General features: G+C 62.0%; 20 protein-coding genes. 8 read left to right on the top strand and 12 right to left on the bottom strand.

The genetic code is table 11. From position 1 onward, the window contains the following. Window positions 1–124 precede the first annotated feature (124 nt). Entirely contained in the window at window positions 125–2,251 is a 2,127-nt protein-coding gene (locus JP75_RS23690) for a flagellar hook-basal body complex protein (RefSeq protein WP_035087468.1), read from the bottom strand. 403 nt (window positions 2,252–2,654) lie between these two features. Between JP75_RS23690 and JP75_RS23685 the strand changes: the two genes are divergently transcribed. The 4 genes from JP75_RS23685 (at window position 2,655) to JP75_RS23670 (ending at window position 7,054) form a co-directional block, all read left to right on the top strand. After that, window positions 2,655–3,521: a hypothetical protein gene (locus JP75_RS23685; RefSeq protein WP_035087467.1), complete on the top strand. Its 867-nt coding sequence runs from the start codon at window positions 2,655–2,657 to the stop codon at window positions 3,519–3,521. 67 nt (window positions 3,522–3,588) lie between these two features. Beyond that, on the top strand, window positions 3,589–4,497 hold the full coding sequence (locus tag JP75_RS23680) for a homoserine O-succinyltransferase (RefSeq protein ID WP_035087465.1): 909 nt from the start codon (window positions 3,589–3,591) through the stop codon (window positions 4,495–4,497). Between the two features lie 92 nt (window positions 4,498–4,589). Then, window positions 4,590–6,041 (top strand): YcjX family GTP-binding protein, encoded by a 1,452-nt coding sequence (locus JP75_RS23675; RefSeq protein WP_035087464.1) that lies wholly within the window; start codon window positions 4,590–4,592, stop codon window positions 6,039–6,041. Then, on the top strand, window positions 6,038–7,054 hold the full coding sequence (locus JP75_RS23670; protein ID WP_051961295.1) for a YcjF family protein: 1,017 nt from the start codon (window positions 6,038–6,040) through the stop codon (window positions 7,052–7,054). The genes JP75_RS23675 and JP75_RS23670 overlap by 4 nt, the downstream gene beginning before the upstream one ends. A 5-nt stretch (window positions 7,055–7,059) precedes the next feature. On the opposite strand, the gene JP75_RS23665 is transcribed toward JP75_RS23670, so the two are convergent. Next, the gene (locus JP75_RS23665; protein ID WP_035087463.1) at window positions 7,060–7,485 is read right to left on the bottom strand and encodes a winged helix-turn-helix transcriptional regulator; all 426 of its coding nucleotides are present in this window, start codon (window positions 7,483–7,485) and stop codon (window positions 7,060–7,062) included. Window positions 7,486–7,580: 95 nt separating this feature from the next. On the opposite strand from JP75_RS23665, the gene JP75_RS23660 reads away from it, so the two are divergent. Next, a complete protein-coding gene (locus JP75_RS23660; protein WP_035087536.1) occupies window positions 7,581–8,156 on the top strand; it encodes an NADPH-dependent FMN reductase in 576 nt (191 codons plus the stop codon). Window positions 8,157–8,185: 29 nt separating this feature from the next. Here JP75_RS23660 and JP75_RS23655 read toward each other — a convergent pair whose 3' ends face one another. From JP75_RS23655 to cysG, 6 genes are all read right to left on the bottom strand, one after another. Then, window positions 8,186–8,509 carry a 2Fe-2S iron-sulfur cluster-binding protein gene (locus JP75_RS23655; RefSeq protein ID WP_035087462.1) on the bottom strand — a complete coding sequence of 108 codons (324 nt, stop codon included), beginning with the start codon at window positions 8,507–8,509 and terminating at the stop codon, window positions 8,186–8,188. Between the two features lie 171 nt (window positions 8,510–8,680). Further along, the gene (locus JP75_RS23650; RefSeq protein WP_035087461.1) at window positions 8,681–9,706 is read right to left on the bottom strand and encodes an NAD(P)/FAD-dependent oxidoreductase; all 1,026 of its coding nucleotides are present in this window, start codon (window positions 9,704–9,706) and stop codon (window positions 8,681–8,683) included. 151 nt (window positions 9,707–9,857) lie between these two features. Beyond that, entirely contained in the window at window positions 9,858–11,132 is a 1,275-nt protein-coding gene (locus tag JP75_RS26070) for a phosphoadenylyl-sulfate reductase (protein ID WP_084587902.1), read from the bottom strand. Then, entirely contained in the window at window positions 11,119–12,777 is a 1,659-nt protein-coding gene (locus tag JP75_RS23640) for a nitrite/sulfite reductase (protein ID WP_035087460.1), read from the bottom strand. The genes JP75_RS26070 and JP75_RS23640 overlap by 14 nt, the downstream gene beginning before the upstream one ends. Then, entirely contained in the window at window positions 12,764–13,093 is a 330-nt protein-coding gene (locus tag JP75_RS23635; RefSeq protein ID WP_051961293.1) for a DUF2849 domain-containing protein, read from the bottom strand. Before JP75_RS23635 ends, JP75_RS23640 begins: the two co-directional genes overlap by 14 nt. Continuing rightward, window positions 13,090–14,484 (bottom strand): siroheme synthase CysG, encoded by a 1,395-nt coding sequence (cysG, locus tag JP75_RS23630; RefSeq protein WP_035087459.1) that lies wholly within the window; start codon window positions 14,482–14,484, stop codon window positions 13,090–13,092. Before cysG ends, JP75_RS23635 begins: the two co-directional genes overlap by 4 nt. A gap of 244 nt (window positions 14,485–14,728) precedes the next feature. Between cysG and JP75_RS23625 the strand changes: the two genes are divergently transcribed. Further along, window positions 14,729–15,163, top strand: a complete 435-nt coding sequence (locus JP75_RS23625; RefSeq protein ID WP_152565971.1) for a hypothetical protein — start codon at window positions 14,729–14,731, stop codon at window positions 15,161–15,163. On the opposite strand, the gene JP75_RS23620 is transcribed toward JP75_RS23625, so the two are convergent. Then, entirely contained in the window at window positions 15,160–15,480 is a 321-nt protein-coding gene (locus JP75_RS23620) for a 2Fe-2S iron-sulfur cluster-binding protein (RefSeq protein ID WP_035087455.1), read from the bottom strand. The two genes, JP75_RS23625 and JP75_RS23620, sit on opposite strands and share 4 nt — an antisense overlap. Before the next feature lie 129 nt (window positions 15,481–15,609). On the opposite strand from JP75_RS23620, the gene JP75_RS23615 reads away from it, so the two are divergent. Beyond that, window positions 15,610–15,999 (top strand): hypothetical protein, encoded by a 390-nt coding sequence (locus JP75_RS23615; protein WP_051961311.1) that lies wholly within the window; start codon window positions 15,610–15,612, stop codon window positions 15,997–15,999. On the opposite strand, the gene JP75_RS23610 is transcribed toward JP75_RS23615, so the two are convergent. From JP75_RS23610 to JP75_RS23600, 3 genes are all read right to left on the bottom strand, one after another. Next, window positions 15,996–17,168 (bottom strand): class I SAM-dependent methyltransferase, encoded by a 1,173-nt coding sequence (locus tag JP75_RS23610; RefSeq protein ID WP_035087454.1) that lies wholly within the window; start codon window positions 17,166–17,168, stop codon window positions 15,996–15,998. The genes JP75_RS23615 and JP75_RS23610 overlap by 4 nt on opposite strands. Further along, window positions 17,165–18,766 carry a peptide chain release factor 3 gene (locus tag JP75_RS23605; protein ID WP_051961290.1) on the bottom strand — a complete coding sequence of 534 codons (1,602 nt, stop codon included), beginning with the start codon at window positions 18,764–18,766 and terminating at the stop codon, window positions 17,165–17,167. The genes JP75_RS23610 and JP75_RS23605 overlap by 4 nt, the downstream gene beginning before the upstream one ends. Window positions 18,767–18,905: 139 nt before the next feature. Next, entirely contained in the window at window positions 18,906–19,301 is a 396-nt protein-coding gene (locus JP75_RS23600) for an Hpt domain-containing protein (protein ID WP_051961287.1), read from the bottom strand. Window positions 19,302–19,654: 353 nt separating this feature from the next. Here JP75_RS23600 and JP75_RS23595 point away from each other — a divergent pair. After that, the coding region (locus tag JP75_RS23595) for an apolipoprotein A-IV repeat region-like domain-containing protein (protein ID WP_035087452.1) at window positions 19,655–24,621 on the top strand (4,967 nt) is incomplete at its 3' end.

Below are 24,621 nucleotides of genomic sequence, written 5' to 3'. Positions count from 1 at the left end.
GCGCGGGGACCATGGATAAAAAGGGAATGCTGCGGTTCTCCCCGCCCGGGCAGGGCATTAACCGGCCAGACAGCCCGAAAGGCCGGTAGGAAGATGTGCCGCATTCCAAAAGCATTGGCAGACCTCAGCGGATCATGTTGAGAGCTTCCTGAAGCATCTCGTCGGCTGCGGTCACGATCTTGGTATTGGCCGAGTAGGCCTGCTGGGTGACGATCAGCTTGGTGAATTCTTCCGAGATGTCAGTGTTGGAGGCTTCGGTGGAAGAGCCCACGATGCCTTCGCCCGACTGGTTGATGATGGCTTCGCCGGATTCGGTGGTGGCCGTGTAGGCACCGCCGTCGCCGCGCTTGAGGGCATTGGGATTGGAGAAGCTGGCGGTGATGATCTGAGCCACGGCGCGGGTTTCGCCATTGGTGTAGGAGGCGATCACCTGGCCTTCGTCGGAAATACCAACCGAGATGAACTCACCGGCGCCATAACCATCCTGCTTGAGCTGGGTGGTGGTGGCCATGCCGGAATTGTCGGCAAACTGGGTCATGCCCTTGAGGCCGTGATCGACGGTGATGGAGCCGAAGCTGCGACCGTTGATCGAGAGGTTCGCGATGTTGAGGCGCTCGGTGCCGCTGACGGTGACACCCGACCCGCCGGCGATGCCCGAGAGCACGCCCTGGTCGAAGGTGTAATCGGCCATCTTCGTCCAGGCATTGGCCGAACCGGGTGCGGAGTCCGAAGCGTAGAAGAGGCTCCAGGTCGCGATGCCGGCATCGTCGGAAACCTTGGCCCAACGCATCTGCACGTTCACCGGCTCGCCAGTCTGCGAGTAGACGGTGATGCCGCCGCCGGAGATGGATTCCTTGACGAAGAGTTCTGCGTTGGCGGCTGAGACGGTGGAGAGCGTACCGGTCGAAGCCGTTACGGTCTGGTTGAGGCCGACGGTGTTGGCTGCTGAACCGGCAATCGTCACGTCCGAGCGGTAGTTGCCTGGGAAGTCGACGACGAGATCGTTGGTGGCATCCCAGGAAACGGTGGCGCCGCTGGCACCAGCGCCGCCGTTGGCGCGCAGGTCAGCCTGAATGACGTCGAGCATTTCCTTGAGGGAGCCAGTGCCATCCACCTTCACGACACCGGAACCGGCAGTCAGCGTACCCTTCGTATCGATGAGATACTTGCGGGTGACGCTGCCGACGGTGATTTCAAGCTGCTGACCATTGGTGGTGAACAGCAAGTCTGCCGGCATGTTGGCCGACGTGACGTTGCCCGCGGTGACCGGCGTCGTAGCGGAGGCGAGCCCGAGGAGACCTGCCGGGGCAGAGCCAAGGGTCAGCGAGTCGGTGCTCGCAGCGCCAAGCTGCACGAACACTCGGCCGTCCTTGATACCGACAACGGCGCCAGCACCACCGGGGGAGGCCTGAATCGCCGCCTGCATGTTGGCGAGGGTCGTTGCAATATCGCCGGTCGCATCGACGTTGGCACCACCAACGGTACCATCGGTATCGAAGACCAGATTGAACGGCGGGTTGGCGCCAATGGTGACGGTGACGGTATTGTTGTCACCCAGGATGGTGGACGCCAAAGCTGTGCCATCGACAATATTGCCGTAGCCATAGGCCGGGATCGTCGTCGGGGCACCCGCGGCCGGGCCAATCACCTTCGGAGCAACCGGCGAGCCCTGTACGTCGCCCGAATAGCTCCAGGGCTTCAGCAGTTCGCTGCCCGGAGTGGTCGAGACGTAGGAGGCCGTCTTCGGGCTCTGCGGCAGGTTGAGCTGGTAGTTGATGGTGGTCGAGCGCTTGGCCGGCAGGAACGAATTGTCGATCTTGACGGCTTCAGCGACCGAACCGGTCACCACGCCGTTGCTCATGCCAAGGCCGGTCAGGCGGTAACCTGCGCCATTGACGAGATAGCCATTGCGGTCGATGTCGAAGTCACCGCGGCGGGTGTAGAAGGTGCCGCCCGAGCCATCGCCCTTTTCCGTCACGAAGAAACCATTGCCGTTGAGGGCCATGTAGGTTTCAGTGTCGGCATTCTGGATGTCGCCGCGCAGCGTGTTCATCGAGCGCGAATAGGAGGAGACCGCGCCAGCAATCTGCTGCTTGACGGGCGCGTCGGGGATCATGTCGACGAAGCTGGTGTCGATACGCTTGTAGCCAATCGTCTGCGAATTGGCGATATTGCCCGAAATGTTCTCCATGGCATGCGACTGAGCCTTGAGGCCAGAAACCGCACTTTGAAGAGCGCCAAAAATACCCATTTAAAACTCCAGTTCCCCAAAAGACGAGGCAAGCGCCTGTTTGCTCCAGGCAATGCAAGGGCAATGCCAACTTGTTAACCATATGAATTAACTTGTCTTTTTGACTCTGTAGCGTCTGCTCCACCCTGCCGACCGGCAGAAAAGGATGGGGCGTATGGCAAAAAATGCCGCCTTGGGCCCGGTTATCGCAAATTCCACCGTGCTGCCCTCGGGCTCGACCCGAGGGCCTCTAGGGGAGCCACTCAGCATTGTGCCACTGGGAAGTGGCCCTCGGGTCGAGCCCGAGGGCAGCGCAGTGCGGGGCCGAGAGCAAGGAAGGGTCTGGAAAGGCCGTAAATACCTGCACAACCTTGTGCAATAACGGGTATTGCTCTAAAGCCTGCCCGACTTGAGAAGCCAAAAAATGCTGTTTGAAACGCCCGACCAGTTCATCAAAGCGCCGCGCCGTGCCGTGACGGTTTTTGGCATGGCTGGCGTGGGCAAGACGCGGCTGTCGAACCTTTTACGCAAAAACCGCTGGTTTCACTATTCGGTCGACTATCGCATCGGCACGCGCCACATGGGCGAGTACATCGTCGACAATTTCAAAGCCGAGGCCATGAAGGTGCCATTCCTGGCGCAACTGTTGCGCTCGGACTCCATCTACATCTCGTCCAACATCACGTTTGACAATCTCGACCCGCTATCGAGCTATCTCGGCACGCCAGGCGACCCGCAAAAGGGCGGCCTGCCGCTTGCCGAATATCAGCGCCGGCAAGAGCAGCATCGCGTGGCGGAAATTTCTGCCCTGCTCGATGTGCCGCACTTCGTCGACCGCGCCAAGGCGCTCTATGGCTATGATGATTTCATCGCTGACACGGGTGGTTCGCTGATCGAAGTCATCGACCACGACGATGCCAATGATCCGGTGGTGAAGACCCTCGCTGAAAACACGCTGCTGCTCTATATTCGCGGCACCGACAAGGACGCCGCCGAATTGGTGCGCCGGTTCAAGGAGAGCCCCAAGCCGATGTATTACCGGCCGGCCTTCCTCGTCGAAAAGTGGGCCGAATTCAAAGCGATGAACAATATCAGCCAAGACAACGACATCGACCCGGCACAGTTTGGCGCTTGGGGTTTTGAGGCGCTGCTGCACAATCGCCTGCCGCGCTATCAGGCGCTGGCCGACAATTTTGGCTACACCGTCGAGGCTTCGGACCTGGCCATGGTGCGCGATGGCGACGAATTCGTCGATCTCGTCGCCGCAGCCATCGAAAAGCGAATGCGTTAGCGCGTGCCCCGCGGGGACGCGCCAGACGCCTAAAAATTCCGCTTTTCCTGACCGTTCAGAGGCTCATATGCCTATTCGTATTCCCGACAATCTGCCTGCCCGCAAAACCCTCGAAGACGAGGGCGTCAATGTCATGGATTCTAGCCGCGCCGCGCGGCAGGACATCCGTCCGCTCGAGTTTGGCCTTCTCAACCTGATGCCGAACAAGGAGCGCACCGAGACGCAGTTTTCGCGGCTGATCGGCGCCACCCCGCTGCAGATCAATCTCTCCCTCGTGCGTATCACCGAGCACCAGTCCAAGCACACATCCGAAGACTATTTGAAAACCTTCTACCAGACCTGGGAAGAGGTGAAGGAGCGCAAGTTCGACGGCTTTATCGTCACTGGCGCGCCCATTGCCCATATCCCGTTCGAGGACGTGCGCTACTGGAACGAAATGCTGGAGATCATGGCGTGGACCCGCACCAATGTGCACCACACCATGTTCATCTGCTGGGGCGCGCAGGCAGCTCTGCACCATTTCCACGGCGTAAAGCGCTACCGGATGGATGAGAAGGCGTTTGGCGTCTATCGCCATCGCATCGTCAATCCGCGCTCGCCTTTCCTGCGCGGCATGTCCGATAGCCCGATGATCCCGGTCTCGCGCTACAACGACATCGATCGCGCCAGCGTCGGTGACGACCTGGAGGTGTTGATGGACAGCGATATCGGTCTCTGCATGCTGGGCGAAAAGGCCGGAAAATCGGTCTATTTCCTCAACCATCTGGAATATGACAACCGCTCGCTGGCCGATGAATATGAGCGCGACGTCAAGGCCGGGCTCGACACCACGCCGCCGGTCAATCTCTTCCCGAATGGGGATACGAGCGTCGAGCCGGAGAACCGTTGGCGCAGCCATGCCCATCTGCTGTTCCAGAACTGGATCAACGAGATCTACCAGACGACGCCGTACGATCTCAGCGAGATTGGTAAGTAATAGAGTTTGCGGGGCGGCGTTTGGACGCCGCCTCCACCCTTGCAAAAGGCACCCCAGTCCCTAACTTGCAGGGACGCATGGGGAATTGAGTTTTGCCGCAACCGCCCACCACCATCACCGACGAGCTGGGCATTGCCCTCTCGAACCTTGCCGACAGCGCCACGGGCATTCTCACGCCGACCCTGCGGCTGGGTGTGACCGGGCTGAGCCGGGCGGGCAAGACCATGTTCATCACGTCGCTGATCCACAATCTGCTTACGCAAGGCCGCCTGCCCGGATTCTCGCCGCTGGCCGAGGGACGGTTCATTGGCGCGAAGCTGGCCGACTATCCCGACGCGACCATTCCGCGCTTTGCCTATGAGCAGCATATGGCGGCGCTGACCGGCAGGCCGGCGACCTGGCCGGAAAGCACGCGGCGCATTTCCCAACTGCGCATCGTGCTGAAATTCCAGTCGGCGAAATGGTGGGCCGGATTTTCGGGCCCCGCTACGCTCAATCTCGATATCGTCGATTATCCCGGCGAGTGGCTGCTCGACCTGCCGCTGCTCGGCAAGAGCTTTGCCGAATGGAGCGCCGAAGCGTTGGAGCGGGCGCGGCAGCCGGGCCATGCCGACGAGGCAGCAACTTTCCTTACCGAGCTCGACAGCACGGACGTTCTCAAGGACGCCAGTGACCTCAGTGCCGAGCACCTGGCTTCGGCCTTCACGACCTATCTCCGTCGCAGCCGCGAGCATGGCGCGCTTTCCACCCTGCCACCCGGCCGCTTCCTGCTCCCCGGCGACCTCGAAGGCTCGCCCGCACTCACTTTCGCGCCGCTACCGCGCCCGAACCAACCAATCCGCGGCAACAGCCTCTATGCCATGCTGGAAAACCGCTACGAGGCCTACAAGGCCCAGGTGATCCGTCCCTTCTTTCGAGATCACTTCGCTCGGTTGGATCGGCAAGTTGTGCTAGTGGATACTTTGCGCGCATTGAACACCGGGCCCGCGGCCGTCGCCGATCTTGAAACGGCGCTGACATCCGTCCTCGCTTGTTTCCGTCAGGGCGAAGCCAATCCCCTACTTCGCCCCTTCAGCCGGCGCATTGATCGCATCCTCTTCGCCGCGACCAAGGCGGACCATGTGCACCACACAAGCCACGATCGTTTGGAAGCCATCCTCAATCGCCTCGTCGGCAATGCCAGCAAGCGGGCACGTTTTGCCGGGGCCGAGACCAAGTCGCTTGCCATCGCCGCCATCCGCGCCACCAGCGAAGGCACGATCCGCGAGCAGGGCGAAACCCTGCCCACGCTGATCGGCACGCCGCAGGCAGGCGAGGAACTGGACGGCACGACCTATGACGGCAAAACCGAAATCGCCTTGTTTCCCGGTGACTTACCGGAACGTCCGGATTCATTGTTCGAGAATGGCCAGCCCGTGGCGCTGAATTTCCTGCGCTTCACCCCGCCGCAAAAGCTCGAAACCAATGCCGACGGCGAAGTGGTCCTGCCCCATATCCGTTTCGACCGCGCGCTCGACTATCTCATCGGAGACTGGATGGCATGAAGCGTCCCATCGCCCGCCCCACCCAGACGCAGACCGAGACCGCGACGCCTGTCCGCATTCCCCGCGCGTTTGCGCCTGCTGAAGCCGAAATCGTCGAAACCTCGTTCGAGCCCGAACTGGAACCCGACTTGGTCGGCCCGCCGCCACGGCGCATGGGCTGGATAGGGCGGATCGCCTGGGCGGCGGGCGGAATTCTGGTTTCTGCTGGATTGGCACTCGCCGCCGACCGGCTGATCCGTGATCTCTTTGCGCGCTATGAGTGGCTCGGCTGGGCTGGCCTCGGTGTGCTCGGCGCCTTTGTCGTCGCCGCTCTGGCGCTGGTGGCCCGAGAAATCTTCGCCTTGCGCCGCCTGCGGACACTTGATGCGCTCAAGGCCGATGCGGCGCGGGCCCGCAGCGAGGACGATCAGAAGCTGGCTCGACACGTCGTCGAACGCCTCGAAGGCATCTATGCCGATCGCCCCGACATGGCGCGGAGCCGTGAGGTGGTGAAAACCAATCTGCCGCATCTCTTCGATGGCACCGAAATCGTCACCCTCGCCGAACGCAGCCTGATGGCCCCGCTCGACGCGCGTGCCAAAGCGCTGACGGCGTCGTCGGCTCGGCGCGTGGCGCTGGTGACGGCGGTATCGCCGCGGGCGTTGATCGATGTGGCCTTCGTGATCTATGAAAGCGTCCGGCTCGCCGGCGCTATTGCAGCTCTATACGGCGCCCGCCCAGGCTTCTTCGGCTTCTGGCGGCTGGCAGGCGCGATCCTGTCTCATCTGGCCGTCACCGGCGGTCTGGTGCTGACCGACGGCATTGTCGAGCAGTTGGTCGGCCAAGGGCTCGCTGCAAAGCTCTCGGCCCGGCTGGGCGAAGGTGTGGTCAATGGGTTGATGACCGTTCGGGTCGGCATTGCCGCCATGCGAGTAGTACGCCCCCTGCCCTTCGACACCCAGCCGCAACCCATGGTTCGGGATTTTATTCCCGAACTGGTCAAGGTCACGCAGGACGCCGGCAAGACCGCCTAAAAGCGCTATTCGGCGGCGGCACGAGGTGACGGCGCGAGCCGTGGCTTGCGCTGCGGCACTGCGTCGGGGTGCGCGGCAAAATACCGGCCACGGGCTTCCAGAACCTTGGGACGATTGTTGAGGGCCCATTGCCCCAGCACGTGCAGAGGTCCCTGCAGATCTTGCCCCAGTTCGGTCAGCTCATAGTCGACATGCGGCGGAATCGACGGCGTCACCGTGCGCGTCAGAAAACCATCCATTTCGAGATCGCGCAGTGTCGCCGTCAGCACCTTCTGGCTGATGCCGCCGATCTGCCGCTTGATCTCGGAAAACCGCATCGGCCCGCCGCTCAGCACATTGATGATGAGCACAGTCCACTTGCCGCCGATCTGGTTGAGGATTTCGCCCACCGGCCTGCAATCATTGGTGATTTCGTGGTGGATCGGTTTCATTTTGGTGCCTCAGGTATCAAAAAAGTGCGGTCTTGCGCTGGAAAAGACAGTCACTCATATAGCGTCAGTTACCAATGGATACCACGGTTCTTCCAATGAAAAATGTCGCTGTTCTCGTCGCCAGCCTGAGCGCCAATTCGGTCAATCGCAAGCTTGCCCACACGCTGGAAAAGCTTGCCGAGGACAAACTGAAGTTTGACTATCTCGATATCGCCGGCCTGCCCTATTACAACAACGACCTCTGGGCCAACCCGCCGACCGTCGTGACCGAGCTGAAGCGTCGCGTCGAAGCTGCCGATGCCGCGCTGATCGTGACGCCGGAATACAATCGCTCGTTTCCCGGCGTGCTGAAGAATGCGCTCGACTGGGCCTCGCGTCCCTATGCGCAAAGTTCCTGGAAAGACATGCCGACCGCCATTGTCGGCGCGACGCCGGGCGCCACTGGCACCGCCGCTGGACAGGGTCACCTTCGCTCGGTCCTGCCGGTCTATGGCATGCTGGTGATGGGCCAGCCCGAAGTCTACTTCAATATGAAGCCGGGCCTGATCACCGACGATCTCGAAGTGACGGATGACACGACCCTCGCCTTCCTCAATGGCTGGGTGCAGTCTTTCGGCGCATTCATCGAGCGCCATGGCCTCGAAAAGGCTCCTGCAATCGCGGCAGAATGAATGGGTGCCGGGCTTCGGCCCGGCCTTCCCTAGAAGTCCTTGGAAGCGCTCGGGGCCAGGGTCAGCTTGAGGCCGTCGAGATCATCGGAACAGAGTATCTGGCAGGAGAGGCGCGAGTTCGACTTCACGTCGCCGACGGAGTCCAGCATGTCCTCTTCTTCGTCGCTCGGCGCGCCGACGGTGTCGAGCCAATCGCTATCCACATAGACATGGCAGGTGGCGCAGCTCAGCGCGCCGCCGCATTCGGCCTTGATGTTGAGGCCCCAGTCGCGAATGACTTCCATTACACGCCAGCCTTCGAGCCCTTCGAGCTCGTGCACTTCGCCTGCCTGGTCGGTAACGGTGATCTTCATTGGGCGCTCCTCAACAGCGGGGCGTGCTTAGCGCCCAACGGGCATACGGCGCAAGGGCGCTGCGCTTCAACCCATCCACCGGGTCATTCCCGCGAAAGCGGGAACCCCTGTTTTCTTGCGGAAACGGAGGTCCCCGCTTTCGCGGGGATGACACCGTGTTTGTGATGGCCCCTAAGCCACACCCAGCTTCTTCTGCAGCTTCGTGGAACTGGTCGTGTACTGGAACACAACGCGCTCACCCGGCGAGACGATCGCCTTGGCGGCCTGAGCCATCAGCGCGGCCTCGTGAAAACCCGAGAGGATCAGCTTGAGCTTGCCGGGGTAGTAGTTGATGTCACCGATGGCAAAGATGCCAGGGACCGAGGTCTGGAACTTTTCGGTGTCGACGACGATGGTGTTGTCATTCAGCTCAAGGCCCCAATCGGCCACCGGGCCGAGCTTCATGGTGAGGCCGAAGAACGGCAGCAGGCGCGTAGCGGGGATCGAGAGATCGCCAGCATCGGTCGTCAGGTGAACGTGGTTGATCTGGCCGTTTTCGCCATCGAGCTTGGCGATCTGGCCGAGTTGGAAGTTGACCTTACCCTCGGCCACCAGTTCCTTCATCTTGTTAACCGAAGCGGGAGCCGCCTTGAAGGCGTCGCGACGGTGAACGAGGGTGAGGGTCCGCACGATCGGCTGCAGGTTCAGCGTCCAGTCGAGCGCCGAGTCACCGCCGCCGACGATGACCACGTCCTGCCCGCGGAAATCTTCCATTTTGCGGACGGCATAGAAGACCGACTTGTTTTCGAACTGCTCGATCTCAGGCACCGGTGGGCGCTTGGGCTGGAACGAGCCGCCACCGGCCGCGATCACCACGACCTTGGTGAAGAAGGTCTCGTCGGCATCGGTCTGCAGCTTGAACGAGCCGTCTTCGAGCTTCTCGATGGAATTGACCATGCGCGAGAAGTGGAATTCGGGCGAGAACGGCGCGATCTGAGCCATCAGGTTATCGGTCAACTGCTGGCCGGTGACCATGGGGAAAGCCGGAATGTCGTAGATCGGCTTTTCCGGATAAAGCTCGGCGCACTGGCCGCCGGGACGATCCAGAATGTCGATGAAGTGGCATTTGATGTCGAGGAGCCCGAGTTCGAAAGCCGCGAACAGGCCGCAGGGGCCAGCGCCGATGACGACAACGTCGGTGGTGATCTCAGTGCTCATTTTCAAAGTCCGTTCGACACCGGAGCCGCTGCGGCTCCGGAAAAGTTGGTCCCATCGGGGCCCCATTGCCCCGCTCGATGAATGGGAACTGCCGCTGTCACCAGCGCCCCCGGCTTTGCCCATTAAAGGCGACTAACGCGCTCCACTTATCCTAGGAGACGCGGCGAAGGAAGGGGCGAGTACCAAGCGGTACTTCGGTGACGCCCACAGGCTGATAGAACAGTGCCATTTCCGGCAGGCGGTTTTCGATCAGCGCCTGGCGGCTCGGCTCGTGGGTCACGACGAGGGCATTGAAGCCGCAGCGGCGCATATGCGGAATCTGATCCTGCAGAACGTCGCCTACAGCCCTGATTTCACCCGTATATTTGAACCGCTCGACCAGCAGACGCGCCGTCGAATAGCCGCGACCATCCGAGAAGGCAGGGAATTTGATGGCGATCGAGGCAAACCGCGAGAGATCATCGACGACATCCTCGATCTTCTCGCCGGGCGATACCAGCAGGCCAAACGGATGCTGGCTCGCGAGATAGTCTGCGCGATTGGCCAGAAATTCCGGCAATGGCACGTGCGTATAGCGAGCCTCGGATGGCGCGGTGCCTTCGACCCATTCCTTGAAGGGGTCGGCAATAAAGGCGCCGTCTTTCCAGAGCGTATGGCGGGCTGCGGCAGTCATCGGATTGGCGATCGCTCCACTGAAGTCATAATGGATGCCGCATTCCTTCTTGTTGAGGCCGCGCCACCGTCCGGCACGCGGATCCTCACCCTCGGCAACCACCGAGGTGCAGGGCGCGCAACCAATGGACTTGTAGCCTTTGGCATAGAGCGGATGCTCGGGCAAGTTGTGCTTCTGGCGATATTCGACGACGTCGGCATCGGAGAAATAGGCCAGCGGATTGACCTTGATGCGATCGTCGCTCGTCAGCTCGAAATGCGGCAGCACGCCGCGTTCCGTCGTCTGGTAGCGCTTGCGGCCGGTCACCCAGCCGCCATATTGCTCCGTCACGGGCTCAAGCGGCTCGGTCTTGCGGATATGGCAGCAGGAATCGGGGTCGGTTTCCCAGAGATCGCCATTGGGATCGAAGCGTTTTACGTCGTCCGCATTGGGGTGGATGGCGTGCACATTGATCAGGCCAAGCTGCTTCTTCAGCGTCTCGACGTAATCAAGCGTTTCCCGGAAATGCTTGCCCGTTTCGAGGAAATAGACCGGCATGCTGGGATCGACCTGCGCCACCATATGCAGCAGCACGGCCGAGTCCGCCCCGAAGGACGAAACGATGGCGAGATCGCCCGGCAGCACGTCACTGACGGCATAACGGAGCACGCTCAGCGCGTCCATTTCGTCGAACATGCCGTTGAGCGCCAGGATGCCCAGCGCCTTCAGCTTGTCGTGCGCCGCCTGCGCGGGAGCGAGTTTAGGCAGTCCCATAGAGGGCCTCCTTGAAGGGCGCTTCCCCAAGACGCCGATAGGCTTGAATGAAAGTCTCTTCGGTGCCCTGACGCTGGGCGATGTAGAAATCGACCAACTTTTCGATGGCACCCGGCACGTTCTCGGCCTCAAAACCCGGCCCGATTATCTTGCCGACCGAGGCATGCTCGGTCGCGTCGCCGCCCAGCGTGATCTGATAGAGCTCGCCGCCCTTCTTCTCGACGCCCAGAATGCCGATGTGGCCGACATGGTGATGCCCGCAGGCATTGATGCAGCCGGAAATCTTGATCTTCAGCTCGCCGATTTCCTTCTGGCGCGCCGGCTCGGCAAACTTCTTGGAAATTTCTTGGGCGATCGGGATCGAGCGAGCATTGGCCAGAGCGCAGAAATCGAGGCCCGGGCAGCAGATCATGTCGGTGATGAGGTTGTTGTTACCTTCGGCAAGCTCGGCGGCCACCAGTGCATCGAAAACGGCGCGAAGATCGGCCAGCGCGACGTGGGGCAGAACGAGGTTCTGCTCATGCGTGACGCGCAGTTCGTCATGGGAGTATTTCTCAGCGAGGTCGGCAACGACCTCCATCTGCGTATCCGTCGCATCGCCCGGTGCACCGCCGACTGGCTTGAGCGACACCGTCACCGATGCATAGCCCGGCTGGGCATGGGCATTGATGTTGTTGTCAAGCCAGCGGCCATAGGCAGCATCGACAATGGACTCATAGGCCACGTCGATCTTGGTCAGGCTCTGCGGGGCAAAATCGGGCAGCGCGAAATAAGCGCTGATGCGGTCGACTTCCTCGCTCGGCAGGGTGAGCACGCCGCCACGGACTTCGGCAAATTCGGCTTCGACCTGGCCCTTGATGGTCTCAAGACCTTCTTCGTGCACCAGGATCTTGATGCGCGCCTTGTACTTGTTATCCCGGCGACCATAGCGGTTGTAAACGCGCATGATGCTTTCGAGATAAGCCAGCAGGTGCTCATTGGGCACGAAACTGTTGATCAGCTTGGCGATCATCGGCGTACGGCCAAGGCCGCCGCCAACCCAGACTTCCCAGCCAACATCGCCCGCAGCGTTCACCGCGGCCTGCAACCCGATATCGTGGAAGCGGATGGCCGCGCGGTCATGTGGTGCGCCGGTAATGGCGATCTTGAATTTTCGCGGCAGGTACGAGAACTCCGGATGCAGGCTCGACCACTGGCGCAGGATTTCGGCGACCGGACGCGGATCGATGATCTCGTCGGCGGCAGCGCCGGCAAACTGGTCCGTCGTGACATTGCGGATGCAATTGCCCGAGGTCTGGATCGCGTGCATTTCGACCGAGGCTAGCTCGTCGAGAATGACCGGAATATCCTTCAGCTTGGGCCAGTTGTACTGGATGTTCTGGCGCGTCGTGAAATGGCCATAGCCGCGGTCGTACACGCGGGCGATATGGGCCAGCTTGCGCATCTGGCGGCTCGACAGCGTGCCATAGGGCACGGCGACGCGCAGCATATAGGCGTGGAGCTGCAGGTAGAGCCCGTTCATCAGCCGTAGCGGACGGAACTGGTCTTCGGTCAATTCGCCCGAAAGGCGGCGTTTCACCTGATCGGCGAACTGCGCCGTGCGACCCGCGACAAACGCGGCGTCAAATTCGTCATATCGATACATGACCGTCCTCACCCAGATGCTGGCGGTCGTAAGCCTGCCCATTGAGAGTAAGCGGCGCGGTGGGGCCTGCCGCACGAATACGTTCGCGAAGACGCTTGGGCACTATCTGGCCGTCCACCTCGTCGACTTCTTCGATTTCAAGGCTGATGACACGGCCGCCGGCCTTGGTCGCGGCCAGCGCAGCATCGCGCTCGGCAACCTCTTCCTTGGAGAAGAGACGCGCCGACTGCAGCGGCTCCACCCACTCGCCTGACGCCGACAGATAGACCGCCGCCCCCGAGGTGAGCTCGTTGCCGGTGAGAATTTCCTTGCTCATGCTACCTTGAAACTTTCTGCATTCCTGGCGACGGCCTCAACCCAATCGCCATGCGCCACAGCCCGACCGATCAGGATAACGGCCGGACCGTCATCGAACTCGACCGCGCCACGCGCAAGATCACCCAAATTACCCGCATAGGACCGGCTTTCCGGCCGTCCTGCATTTACGACAATGCCCACCGGCAGATCGGCCGCAGCGCCCAGCGCAACGAGCCGTTCCGCCGTTTCGGCAGCAATCGATTTGCCCATGTAGAGCGCTAGCGTCAGGCCAGTTTCGGCGAGAGACGCCCAATGGGCCAGTTCGCTGTCATCTGCGCCATGCGCCGTCGCGACCACGAGCCCGCTCGACACTTTGCGCAGCGTCACCGGCGTCGCCGTATCGGCCGCCGCAGCCAGCGCGGCACTTACGCCGGACACGATCTGATACTCGATCCCCGCCTTGCGCAGAGCGGCGATTTCCTCGCCGGCGCGCCCAAAGATCATCGGATCGCCTGACTTCAGCCGGGCGACCTTCTTGCCCTCGCTCGCCAGTCGCACGATCAACGTATTGATCTGCGCCTGGTTGAAGGAATGATGGCCCTTGGCCTTGCCGACGCAAATCTGCTCGGCATCGCGGCGGCCCATTTCGACCACTTCGGCGGGCACGAGCTGGTCATGCACGATAACATCGGCCTGCTGCAGCAAACGCTGGGCGCGAAGAGTAAGAAGATCGGCAGCGCCTGGACCGGCACCGATCAGCCAGACAACACCCTGCCCCACGCCATTCTCGGCATGGCTCGCCAGCAGTTTTTCGGCCTCAGCCTCGCCGCGCCCCTCTTCCAGAGCCTGCTCCACGGCGGTGGAGGTGACCAAATCCTCATAATAGCGCCGACGGGCAGCGCCATCGTGGATCAGGCTCTCAACCTTGTGGCGCATCCTGCCGGCGAGACCAGCGATCTTGCCAAGCCCCGGCGCCAGCAGCGCCTCGATCTGTGCCCGCACAAGCCGCGCCAGAACCGGTGCATCACCCTCGGTCGAAATCGCCACGGTCAGCGGCGCACGATCGACGATGGACGGCGTGTAGAAATCGCATTCGGCGGGGACGTCGACGACATTGAGCGGAATGTTCAGCCGGCGAGCCTCGGCCATGGCAAGTTGCCCGTCCGGCCCCTCATCGGCCACGAAAACCAGCGCCACACCGGCCACATCCTCAGCGGTCAGTGGACGTTCGAACACGGTCACGTCGAACCCGGAAAAATCCGTCTCAACCTGCCTTGTGTAAATCTCTATTGAAGCAGTCGTCTTTGCGACCAACCGGACTTTGTTCAGGGCCTCGTCGGTGCCGCCGACGATCATAATGCGCTTGCCCTTGACCTTGAAACTCAACGGGAATGTGTTGAGGCGAGTCATAACAGTCCTATTCCAACGATGAGGCAAAATATTCCAATGCCGGGGATTGGAGCAAGGCGTTGAAATTCAATCGCTTTTATATTTCCCTAGCAGGGGCCACCTTAGAATGACGCCAGACTGGCAAAGCAAAGACGGGCAAAAAAATCCTGACACCCGCCGTTCGGCGCAAAGTGTCACAGGAAATCTGCCTGATCGGCCAGAATTTGCCGTGCGGAATTCGGCCGGAGCGCAGAATTTTTTGCGGATGTTCCTGCTGCTCGTAGTTGTGGCCACAGGCCTCGGCGCGACGGCCACATTTGCCCTGACACCTCTGCCCAGACCGGTGGCATCAGCCGCAGTCGAAGCCGGCAAATCAGCGCCATTCGTCGGCGCCTGGTCGGTGAGCATGCCCACCATGGAAGTGGGCACACCCGATACCGACTACGCCATCTGCGCCCTACCCGTCCGCATTGAGGCCGCGAACGAGACGCATATCTTCTATCTCGGTCCGCGCGAAAAGGAGGCCGACGCCGCTATGGCACTCATCCCAGATCAAGATGGCGCGCGATGGGAGCCGATTGCTGGCGGCCCCGTCTTCTTCGCCATCTGGATCAACACAGACACGTTTTATCTCTACGACATAGTGCCGGAGACGAACGCCGACTGGGGCATGCCCTTCATCTATCGGCGCTGCCCTTAGCCCTGGCGCGTCGGCACGTGCAGCACGAGCCCATCGAGATTGTCCCGCACCTTGATCTGGCACGAGAGACGGCTCGAATCCTTCACGTCGAAGGCGAAGTCGAGCATGTCTTCTTCCATCATCGACGGACCGCCGACGGTCTCGCGCCAATCTTCTTCCACATAGACGTGGCAGGTGGCGCAGGTACAGGCGCCGCCGCATTCGGCGACAATGCCCGGAATGCCATTGATGATGGCCGTTTCCATCACAGTGGCACCGTTTTCCGCTTCGGTTTCAATGCGTTCGCCGCTGGGCGTGACAAAAGTGATTTTGGTCATAGGTCTTTTTTGGCTTGCTGTACCAATGGGATATAGACCTCCACTGCCCCATTAGGAAGTCGCGCTTGGGCATGGACGCTTGCGCATGAGGGCATGGCTCGCCACGATGCGCCCAAAGAGGAAAACCGCATGACCGCCGCCGAACCACACCTGCAATTCATCACCCAGCGTCCACGGGAGGACGGTTGCGGCGTCGTAACCCTGCAAATGCTGACGGGGCAGTCCTACGACGAGATCGCTGCTCTCTTCGACTGGAGCGGCAAAACTCATCACCAGACCAATTGGAGCGATCTTCGGCCCGTGCTGGCCTCGCTAGGCTGGCAGCTCGGCGAAATCAAAGCGGTAGCCGGCTGGGACGACATCCGTGATCTGGCGATCGTCCACGTCATGGACGACCACTTTATGCTCTACAACGGGCGGAGCGGCGTTTTCTACGATCCCTGGGAATGGGAGGGTCCGCAGCAGACGTCAAACCGCGTGCAGCTATCCTTCGTGACGGTCACGCCGCCCAAGGACTAGTTCAGCCGCAGCAGACCCTCGAGATAGTGCTTCTCGATGCCGAACATGGCCTTCACCTCGGCGATCCGCTTCAGCGCTGCCTCGCGCGAACCGGCTTTGCCCTTCTGCGCGACAATGAGATTGTTCTTGGGCGTGTGCGCGTCCGAGACGAACTCGAAAACTTTCGTCCGATAGCCCGAGGCTTCGAGCAGCAGCGCCCGCAGCCCATCGGTGACCATCTCGGCCTGCTTCTCCATGAATGTGCCATGGCGCAGCAGGAAATCGAGCCGATTGTCCGAAGACCCCGCCTCCATCTGCCGCCGCACCTGCTTGTGGCAGCACGGCGCCACGGCGATCAGTTCAGCGCCAGAGGAAATGCCCTTGAAGATCGCGTCATCGGTCGCCGTATCGCAGGCGTGAAGCGCGATGACGGCATCGGCGCCGCTAGCGTCGTAATCAAGGATCGAGGCCGGTACGAAACGCAGCGCCTCGAACCCGCTCTTGCCGGCCAGCCGATTGCCATCCTCGACCAGCTTCGGCCGCATCTCGACGCCGATCACCTCGGCCTCTTTGCCCTCAGATTTCAGATAGTCGAACAGCGCAAAATCGAGATAGCCCTTGCCTGCACCCATATCGACGATCCGCGGCTTCTTGGCCGAGAGTTCCTGAATCAAAGGCGCAAAAATCTCGACCATCTTGTTGATTTGTCGAAACTTATCCTGCGACGCAGCAAGCACCTTGCCATCGGCGCCGGAAATCCCCAGCGCCTGCATCCAGACCTTGTCGCCCGATGCCAGCGGCCGGTTCTTGGCGCGGTCGTGCCCACCCTGAACAGCCTCGCGCCCGGCGACTTCAGTCTTCTTCAACCTGATCTTGTCGCCCTGCCGCTCAAACTGCAGATCGAAATCTGTCGTCTCCAGCCGCGCGCTACGGAACTCATTGAGAAGGCCATCGCGCACGAAGCTCATGGCTTCGTCGATCACCAGATTCTTGGTGATGTCCCGCGTCTTGTAGCGAAACACAAAGCTCATCCGCTCGCCGGCCTTGATCGCCACTTTTCGCGCCTCGATGCTCTTCAAGTCGGCCTCGGCGCCATGATAGCCGCCGAGTTTGAGCTTGGTGATCGACCCGTCGATAAAGCCGGTCTGCAGGGCGAGAACAAATTCCTCTATGCGGTCGGGCGCGCTCAATGCCGTTCCTTCGTGGTGAGGAACTTGATCTTCGGCCAATCCTGCTTGGCCCGATCCGCCCACCACGCATTCTGCGCCAGGAACACCGGCGCATCGGCACGGTCTTCGGCCATGTTCGTCTTCTGCGCCGTGATAAACCGCTTCAGTTCATCGGGGTCATCGCTTTCGACCCAGCGCGCCACCTCAAAGCCCATGGGCTCAAAGGTGATCGGCACGCCATATTCCTTGGCAACGCGGCTCGCTAGCACTTCAAGCTGCAGTTGACCCACAACACCGACTATCCAGTCCGCGCCAACCATGCGGCGGAACACCTGGGTAACGCCCTCTTCGGCAAGGTCGGACAATGCCTTGGACATCTGCTTGGTCTTCATCGCATCGGTCAGGCGCACGCGGCGGATGATTTCCGGCGCAAAGTTCGGAATGCCGGTGACATTGATCGTGGCGCCCTCGGTCAGCGTATCGCCCACCGACAACGTGCCGTGGTTGGGAATACCGACGATATCGCCCGCGACAGCCTCCTCAGCCAGCTCGCGATTATTACCGAAGAAGAACATCGGATTGGCCACAGCCATATCCTTGCCCGAGCGTACGTTCTTGAGGCGCATGCCGCGCGTAAACGTGCCCGAGCAGAGGCGCACGAAGGCAATACGGTCACGGTGATTGGCGTCCATGTTCGCCTGCACTTTGAACACGAAGCCCGAGACCTTCTTTTCGTCCGGCGAAATCGGCGCCGGTAATGCTGGCTGCGGCCGCGGCTCCGGACCCCAATCGCCCAGCGTGCGCAGCAGTTCGGCGACGCCAATGCCCTTCAGCGCGGAGCCAAAGAGTACCGGGCTCATATGGCCCTCGTGAAAAACCTTGAGGTCAAAGTCCGGCAACATGGCCCGCGCCAGTTCCAGCGTTTCGAGCGCCGTCATGAACACCGGATCATCCACGAGGCTTTCCACCTCAAGCAGATCATCGATGGCGTCGAATTCCGCCAGCGTCTTGCCCTGCGGCGTCACCACGCGCTTTTCGAGGAGATCGATATAGCCCTTGAAATCCACGCCCTGCCCGATCGGCCAAAGCACCGGCGTCAGATCGAGCGCCAGCTTGCCCTGGATTTCGTCGATCAGATCGAGCGGTGCGAGACCCTCGCGGTCCACCTTGTTGATGAAGGTGATGATCGGAATATCGCGCAGCCGGCAAACCTCGAACAGTTTTAGCGTCTGGCTTTCGATACCCTTGGCGGCGTCGATCACCATGATAGCCGCGTCCACGGCCGTCAGCGTGCGATAGGTATCTTCGGAGAAGTCCGAGTGGCCCGGCGTATCGAGCAGGTTCATGGTGAGCCCGTCGAATTCGAAGGTCATCACCGAGGACGAAATGGAAATGCCGCGTTGCTGCTCCATTTCCATCCAGTCCGACCGCGTCGACCGCTGCCCCGCTTTGCCGCGCACGGCACCGGCCTGCTGGATAGCGCCGGCCGCCGAAAGCAACCGCTCGGTCAGCGTCGTCTTACCGGCGTCCGGGTGCGAAATGATCGCAAAGGTACGACGGGTGCGGAACGGTTCAAGATGAGCCCGAGGAGAAACCTCGGCGGCGGAAGACAGGGACATGGAAACTGCTGAATGCTGTGTCGCCGACGCATTGGCGCCGCGAGGACCGACTTCATATGGGGCGCTCTATAGAATCTGACAACCGCGCGGTCAAACCGCGCGTTGCCCCCTGAGCGCTGGTCGCTGCATTCAGTTGCGGCTAAACCGCCTCGTTCGCCACCATGCGGCCGATAAACTCGCGTACGTCTTCGACCACGAGGCCGAGGTCGTCGATGCGTTCTTGCGTCAGCGGGCGGCCATTGCGGATTTCGTGTTCCATGGCCTTGGCCATATCGGCCACGGCCCAGGCACCAACGCCGCCGGCGGCGCCCTTGATCGAATGGAGAACCAGTGCCAGGTCGTCGAAGCCGGCGGCAAGTTTCAGTCGAGCGTAATAATCCCGCAGCGTCGTATCGAAGAGCCGCAGCACTTCCAGTTCCAGCCCCTCGTCGCCCAGGCACTGCTTGGCGAGGTGGACGAGGTCGACCGGCCGCATGGTCCGGGTTCGGATATCGGAAGGGGATTCCGCATGCAGAGCGGTGCCGCCGGGGGCCATGACGAATACTCCGTACACATCCGCTCGCATTGGCGAGAGGACAATTCGCATTGTACAACCCTAGAGCGGCGGCATGAACGGGCCGTTAAGCCCCAACTTTGCCTTGGTTTGCGGTTTCATGTCCCCGTTTCCACGCGAAAATTAACCTTTCGCTAGGAAATCGTTCGGATTGCATCAAATTGAATGTAATAGTGAACGGTGAGCCAGCGCGCGGCGGCGAGGGGTCAGGAACGGGCGAGGCATTTGCATCGAATTGTTCCGATTTGACCACGGCCCCTTAAAGGGGTCGGGAGCTAATCTCTTCCTGAAGCCCGCTTTGTCGCTAGAGTGCGGACGCGAGAGTTGTAGAGAGTATGGCCAACAATCAGAACACCCAGAACGATCCGGCCGCGTTGGCTTTTTCAGCGGTAGAAGACGCGCTCAAGGAATCGGTGTTCAGCCTCGATCCGACGACCCGACCGAAGGCCGAAAAGAAGCCTGAGCCGGCCCAGCCGCGTTCGGAACGGCTCCGTGCTGCCGACAAGATCGCGCAACAGGCCGGCGCCGTCGCCAATGACGATCGTGCCTCCGCAGCGCGCCTGCTCTACGGCCTGCAGAACCGCTCGTCTGCGACCCCGACCTGGCTTGCCACTGTTCTCTCTATTCTATGGGTTGCCGTTGCCGGCACCGCCGCCGTGCTGCGCTATGGGCCGGAAATGGCCAATTTCGCCCAGTTTGCCGGCAGCATCGAATTCGTCGCCGTGGTGGCGATCGTCGTCCTGCCCGTTCTCGGCTTCTTTGCCGTCGCAACGCTGATCCGCCGCGCGCAGGACCTGCGCAATGCCGCCTCCTCGATCACCCAGGCCGCCATTCGCCTTGCAGAGCCGGAAGTCACCGCATCAGACAAGGTCGCTTCGGTGGGCCAGGCCGTGCGCCGCGAAGTCAATGCGCTCGGCGATGGCCTCGAACGCGCCCTCTCCCGCGCCGGCGAACTCGAAGTGATGATCCACAACGAGGTCACCGCGCTCGAACGCACCTATTCGGACAATGAATCGCGCATGCGCGCGCTGATCGCCGAACTCGCGAGCCAGCGCGAAAGCGTGCTCACCAATACCGAGCGCGTGCGCGAAGCGATCACCGAGAGCCATACCGGCCTCGTCTTCGATCTCGACATGATCAGCCAGCGCATCGCCGGCACCATCACCGAAAGCGGCGGCAGCCTCTCCCGTGCGCTCGAAAGCGGTGGCGAAGCCCTCAACGCCGCCTTCTCCGAACGCTCGGAGAATTTCGCGCAGTTGATGGACAATCGCACCACCGATTTCCTCGCCGCGCTCGACAGCACCGCCGAACGCACCGCCGGTGTCGTCGAAGATAGCGCTGCCCGCGTCACCAACAATTTTGATAGCCGCACGGCTGCATTCACCGCGGCCATCGAGCGCCATATCGACACCCTCACCGAAGCGCTGGATAGCCGCGCCGGCTCCATCGGCAATACGCTCGATAGCCAGACCGTCATGCTGACCGCCTCGATTGAGGACAAGACGGACGCCCTGGCTAACCTCCTCGCCATCAGCGGCACCAAGCTCGTCGACCAGCTCGGCGAGCGCGGCGATATTGTTACCAAGGCGCTCGAATATCTCGGCACCCGCATCGGCGAAGACGTTTCGGGCCGCGCCCGCGATGCCGAAGCCATGCTCGGCACCCTGTCGCGCCAGCTCGATGAATCGGTGTCGATCCAGCTCAATTCGCTCGAAAGCCGCCTGCAGTCGGCCCTTATCGAGATCAACGGCGCCCTCGACGATACCGCCGAACGCGCCCGCATCACCGTTTCGACCGCCGGCCAGGATTCTCTCGGCCAGTTCGATGCGCGCCTCGGCGAAATCACCGGTCTTCTCGACCAGCGTCTGTCGGCGCTCGACAATGTCATCGGCGACAAGGGCGATAGCCTGCTCTCCCGCCTCGACCAGCACGGCACGAGCTTTGCGACCCGCGCCAATGTGCTCGAAATGGCGCTCAACGAAGAATCCGGCCGCTTCAACGACATCGTCAGCGATCGCACCCGCGAGATGAACGAAGTGATCGGCGCCAAGGCCGCCGCCATCACCGAAAGCCTCTCCAACCGCACCCGCGAAATCTCCGAGCGCCTCGACACCTATGCCGAAACGCTCACCGAGACGCTCGACACCCAGACCGGCCGCATCGACAGCGTTCTTTCGGGCCGTTCCGAGCAGCTCGCGAGCCGCCTCGACTCCTACGCCCAGACACTCAATGTCGATCTCGACAGCCGCACCGGCCGCATCGACGACGTGCTGAACAATCGCGCCGAACAATTGTCCGGCCGTCTCGACAGCTATGCCCAGACGCTCAATGCCGACCTCGACAGCCGCACCGGCCGCATTGACGACGTGCTGAACAGCCGTTCGCACGAACTGGCGAACCGTCTCGATTCCTATGCGCAGACGATCGACCTCAACCTCGAGGGTCGCGTCGGCGAAATCAGCCAGGCCATTGCCTCTGGCGCCGAAGCCATCGAGCAGACGCTTGCCGGCCGCAGCACCGAGCTCAGCGAAGCCATTCGCACCCGCTCGCAGGAGCTGGGCCAGACGCTCACGACCAGCACCCAGGCCTTCGATCAGGCCATTGCCGGCCGCACCCAGCGCCTTGCCGACACGCTTTCCGAACGCACCAATACGCTGTCGCTCGAAATCGAAAGCCGCACTGGCGCCCTCTCCGGCCAGCTCGAAGAGCGCACGCAGACCCTCGCCTCGACCCTCGACGAGAAGCAGACCCAGTTTGCTGCCGCCATCGAGGAACGCGCAGGCCGCTTCGTAGGCGATCTCGACGCTCGCACCGCGGCCATGACCGGCGCCCTCGAAGCGCGCACGGCTGCCATGGCCGGCGCCCTCGACACGCGCACCAGCGAACTCAACGCCTCTTTCGATCGTCGCACCAGCGAGCTCACCGAAGTGCTCGACAGCCGCACGCAGGAACTGGCCGCCGCCGTCGGCACCCGCACCATCCAGCTTTCGAACGCGCTTACCGCGCGCACCGAAGCCCTGTCCGACATGCTGTCGACCCAGACCAGCTCCATGGGCGAAACCGTCGGCCTGCACACGGCCGAACTCGCCCAGACGCTCGACCAGCACAGCGCCGCCGCGCGCGAATCCATCGACGCCTCGCTGCGCACGGTTTCCGAAACCATGGCAGGCCGCCTCGGCGACATGTCGACGACGGTTGCCGGCAAGGTTGCCGAAATCGGCATGGCGATGACCGAAAAGCTGAACTCGGCGCTGTCGCGCGTCGACGAAGCCCAGACCGGCGTCACCTCGCGCATCGATGCCGCGAGCGCCAGCTTCGACGAAAACGTGCGCAAAGCCACCCAGATCGTGGAAGCCGGCGTCGAAGCTGCCCGCAATTCCATGGTCGATCTCGTCGACAAGCGCCTCGGCAGCCTGCCCGAAGCCATTACCGCCCGCGCCGACATCACGGCGGAACGCCTCGCCGCGCTCAACGCCTCCATCAACACCTCGATCACCCAGTCCATGGCCGATCTCGAAGCCGGGGCCGACCGCATCGAGGAAACAATCTCGACGCGTATCACTGCCGCGACCCACGCGATCTCCGCCGACGTGGCCGCCACGGCCGACCGCATGGACTCGGCCGTCCGCACCGCGCTCGACCAGATCCGCATTGCTGCCGGCTCGATCGACCAGATAGTTTCGGTCAAGGCCGTGCAGACCGTCGACTCGATCGAACAGCGCCTCAGCGAGATCAATCAGTCGGTCGAAGGCCACACCTCGCAGTTCGCCGCCCTCGTCGACCAGAAGTCGGACGAGCTGCAAATGGCCCTGCGCAGCCATGGCAACCTGCTGCGCGAAGCCCTCGCCGGCAATGCCCGCGACGCCGAGGAAATCATGTCCGTCTCCTCGAGCCGGATCCTCACCGACGTCACCTCGGCCCTCAACAAGCTCAACGACTCCAACCTGCTGCTGCAGCGCGTGCTCGACGCGTCGACCACGAACCTTGCCACGCTCGAAACCTCGATCGCCCAGCAGACGGCCAACTATGCCGGCACCATGCGCGATGCCATGGGCCAGACCGAAGAAGCCGGCCAGATGGTCAGCCGTCACGTTGGTGCGCTTCAGCACACCATCCAGGCCATGGTTGGCGAATTCGCCGAAATCCTCGGCAAGCTCGACGTCGAAGTCGTCAGCATGTCCCAGGCCTCGCGCGCCCTCGAAGCCACCAGCTCCAATGCGCTGGACTCGCTCGAAGAACGGCGCGGCGCCATGGATGCCCTGGCGGCCAGCTTCACCACCCGCGCCGACGATATCGACGGCCGCATGCGCATGTTCGCCCAGTCGATTGCCGATACGGTCAACGATACCGAACGCCGCATGATTGCCGCCCGCCGCGCCATGGACGAAGCGCTGTCTTCGACCAGCAACACCGTTGCCGAAGCGCTCAACAATGCGACGACCAGCGTCAACGACGCGCTCTATGTCACCAATGAGCGCTTCACTACGACGCTCAACGAACGCACGTCGCAGGTGGACAATGCCGTCCAGCGCGCCGCCGAGGCCGCTGCCGCTGCCCTCAGCCAGACCTCGTCTTCGGTCCGCGCCGCCCTCGCCGCCCAGGCCGAACAGGTCAATGCCAATCTCGAGGACAATGCCAGCCGCGTCAGCGACCTGCTCGCCTCGACCGCTGGCAGCGTGACCGATGTCCTGACCTCGACCACGAGCTCGCTGGCCGACACGATCACGGACACGACCAGCTCGGTGCGCAACACCATCGCTGCCAATACCAGCCAGTTGCGCCAGGCCATCGACCAGTCGACCTCGACCTTCCGCCAGACGCTCGACCAGACGACGGAAGAAGTCTCCACCCGCCTCAGCGATTTCCGCGAAACGGCCGATGGCGAAAGCCGCCGCACCAATGCCGCCCTGCAGGAAGCCCAGCGTCGTCTTGCGAGCGAAATGCAGCAGGCGATCGAGGAAGCCACCCAGCGCTTTGCCGAGACCGCTCGTGCCATGCGCGAAACGGCTCGCGAAGTCGGCCACGAACTGGAATCCACACGCGCTGAACTCGCCCGTGGCGTCAACGAGCTGCCCGAGGAAACCCGCGCCAGCGCCGCCGCCATGCGCCGCGTCGTTGCCGAGCAGATCGAGGCTCTTTCCGAACTCAACGCGATCGTCCGCGGCCAGCCGGCTACGCATGACCTCACCGATCGCCGTGGCAGCCAGCCGCGCGCCTCGGCGCCACGTCAGCCCGAACCCGCTCCCTATCAGCCGCCGCGCCAGCTGGAACCGGAAGCCTATCGCCCTGAGCCTGCCGCGCA

It is taken from the genome of Devosia riboflavina, from assembly GCF_000743575.1.
Lineage (GTDB): Bacteria > Pseudomonadota > Alphaproteobacteria > Rhizobiales > Devosiaceae > Devosia > Devosia riboflavina.
This window is presented reverse-complemented; position numbering and strand designations above follow the sequence as displayed.

Bases quoted from the DNA above. Each gene is read 5' to 3' on its own strand.
- JP75_RS23690 (WP_035087468.1), bottom strand. From the start codon at position 2,251: ATGGGTATTTTTGGCGCTCTTCAAAGTGCGGTTTCTGGCCTCAAGGCT.
- JP75_RS23635 (WP_051961293.1), bottom strand. From the start codon at position 13,093: ATGAGCAAGGAAATTCTCACCGGCAACGAGCTCACCTCGGGGGCGGCG.
- JP75_RS23640 (WP_035087460.1), bottom strand. From the start codon at position 12,777: ATGTATCGATATGACGAATTTGACGCCGCGTTTGTCGCGGGTCGCACG.
- JP75_RS23625 (WP_152565971.1), top strand. From the start codon at position 14,729: ATGTTCCTGCTGCTCGTAGTTGTGGCCACAGGCCTCGGCGCGACGGCC.
- JP75_RS23615 (WP_051961311.1), top strand. From the start codon at position 15,610: ATGACCGCCGCCGAACCACACCTGCAATTCATCACCCAGCGTCCACGG.
- cysG (WP_035087459.1), bottom strand. From the start codon at position 14,484: ATGACTCGCCTCAACACATTCCCGTTGAGTTTCAAGGTCAAGGGCAAG.
- JP75_RS23650 (WP_035087461.1), bottom strand. From the start codon at position 9,706: ATGAGCACTGAGATCACCACCGACGTTGTCGTCATCGGCGCTGGCCCC.
- JP75_RS23620 (WP_035087455.1), bottom strand. From the start codon at position 15,480: ATGACCAAAATCACTTTTGTCACGCCCAGCGGCGAACGCATTGAAACC.
- JP75_RS23680 (WP_035087465.1), top strand. From the start codon at position 3,589: ATGCCTATTCGTATTCCCGACAATCTGCCTGCCCGCAAAACCCTCGAA.
- JP75_RS23600 (WP_051961287.1), bottom strand. From the start codon at position 19,301: ATGGCCCCCGGCGGCACCGCTCTGCATGCGGAATCCCCTTCCGATATC.
- JP75_RS23670 (WP_051961295.1), top strand. From the start codon at position 6,038: ATGAAGCGTCCCATCGCCCGCCCCACCCAGACGCAGACCGAGACCGCG.
- JP75_RS23660 (WP_035087536.1), top strand. From the start codon at position 7,581: ATGAAAAATGTCGCTGTTCTCGTCGCCAGCCTGAGCGCCAATTCGGTC.
- JP75_RS23605 (WP_051961290.1), bottom strand. From the start codon at position 18,766: ATGTCCCTGTCTTCCGCCGCCGAGGTTTCTCCTCGGGCTCATCTTGAA.
- JP75_RS23685 (WP_035087467.1), top strand. From the start codon at position 2,655: ATGCTGTTTGAAACGCCCGACCAGTTCATCAAAGCGCCGCGCCGTGCC.
- JP75_RS23655 (WP_035087462.1), bottom strand. From the start codon at position 8,509: ATGAAGATCACCGTTACCGACCAGGCAGGCGAAGTGCACGAGCTCGAA.
- JP75_RS26070 (WP_084587902.1), bottom strand. From the start codon at position 11,132: ATGGGACTGCCTAAACTCGCTCCCGCGCAGGCGGCGCACGACAAGCTG.
- JP75_RS23665 (WP_035087463.1), bottom strand. From the start codon at position 7,485: ATGAAACCGATCCACCACGAAATCACCAATGATTGCAGGCCGGTGGGC.